Genomic DNA, 1,331 nt, shown 5'->3' with positions numbered 1-1,331 from the left:
GTGTGGTCAGCCGTTGACGGTCTTCTGCGCTTCGGACCACTTCTTGTCGAGTTCGGCGAAGTAGCCGTCCCGGTCGCCGGAGGCGGCGCCGCGGGCGATGTCGACGAGCTTCTGCCGGTAGTCCGGGGCGTCCAGGTTGATCTCCGCGCCCTTGTCGATCTTCTTGACGGTGGCGGACTTGTCCTGCTTCTGCCCGATCAGCTGCACCCCGTTGTCGGTGAACGGCTTGAGGGTGGCGGGCAGTTCGGAGCCCTTGACCGAGGAGATGCCCTGCTCGGCCTGGGCCGCGCCGGACTTGGTGATGTACCAGTCCAGCCACGCCCGCGCGGCCTCCTGGTTCTTGGAGTGCTTGTTGATCCCGTACTTGTAGTCCGGCTGCAGGACGCTGCACGCCTTGCCGGACGTCGACGGGAACGGCATGTAGCCGATGTCGTCCGGGTTCGCGCCGGCCTTGGTCGCGGCGTCGCGCATCTGCGAGACCGACCACGAGCCCAGGTACATCGCGCCGATCCTCCCGGTGCCCAGCATCACCTTCGACTGGTCCCAGTTGGTGGTGGTCGGGTCGTCCTCGGAGAGCTTCTGCTCGACGATCGAGTACACCAGGCTGTCGATGGTGCGCAGGTCGCCGGAGGCCCAGGGCTGCGCGGTGGTGGCCAGCGCGTCCTTGGCGCCCTCGTCGCAGGACGGCGAGCCGATCGCGTCGGTCCACTGCCGCAGCGGCCAGCCGTCGTGGTAGTTCGTGTAGTACGGGGTGGCCTGGCCCTTGGCCTTGATGGCCTTCAGGTCGGCGAGGAACTCCTCGGGGGTCTTGGGCCAGGCGGTGACGCCGGCGTCCGCCCAGACCTTCTTGTTGTAGACGAAGCCGGTCACCGTGCCGAAGTTGGCGATGCCGTAGACCTTGCCCGACACCGTGCCGTAGTCGGTCCACTGGTAGGTCTTCGACAGCTCGTCCGCACCCCCCAGCGAGGAGAAGAAGTTGGGCAGCTGGGCGATGGAGAGGTCGGAGGGGATCGGCAGCACGTCACCGTAGTTCTCGGTGTTCATGCGGATCTTGACTTCGCCCTCGTAGTCCTTCATCCCCTCGAACTTCACCTTGACGTTCGGGTAGACCTTGGTGAACTCCGCGGCGTACTTGTCCAGCGTCCCGTCGCCGAGCTGGTCGGTGCGGTTGGTCAGGACGGTGATCGAACCCGAGACCTTCGTCGGGTCCGAGTTCACCGACGGCGCAGCGGTCGCCCCGCCGCCACCGCTGCTACAGGCAGTGAGCACCACCATGGAAGCGGCCCCGACGGCCAGCCATCCTCTGCGCATCTCGCTCATCCTTCACGCTG

At 66.4% G+C, this 1,331-nt stretch carries 1 protein-coding gene; it reads right to left on the bottom strand.

Annotated elements, in window-relative coordinates; translation table 11 throughout:
• Positions 1-6: 6 nt before the first annotated feature.
• The gene (locus OO48_RS33880; RefSeq protein ID WP_033223471.1) at positions 7-1,311 is read right to left on the bottom strand and encodes an extracellular solute-binding protein; all 1,305 of its coding nucleotides are present in this window, start codon (positions 1,309-1,311) and stop codon (positions 7-9) included.
• Positions 1,312-1,331: the final 20 nt, after the last annotated feature.

Source organism: Kitasatospora phosalacinea (assembly GCF_000716545.1).
GTDB classification, from domain to species: domain Bacteria; phylum Actinomycetota; class Actinomycetes; order Streptomycetales; family Streptomycetaceae; genus Kitasatospora; species Kitasatospora phosalacinea.
The sequence above is the reverse complement of the archived record's forward strand: the minus strand, read 5'-3'. Positions and strand labels throughout refer to the sequence as shown.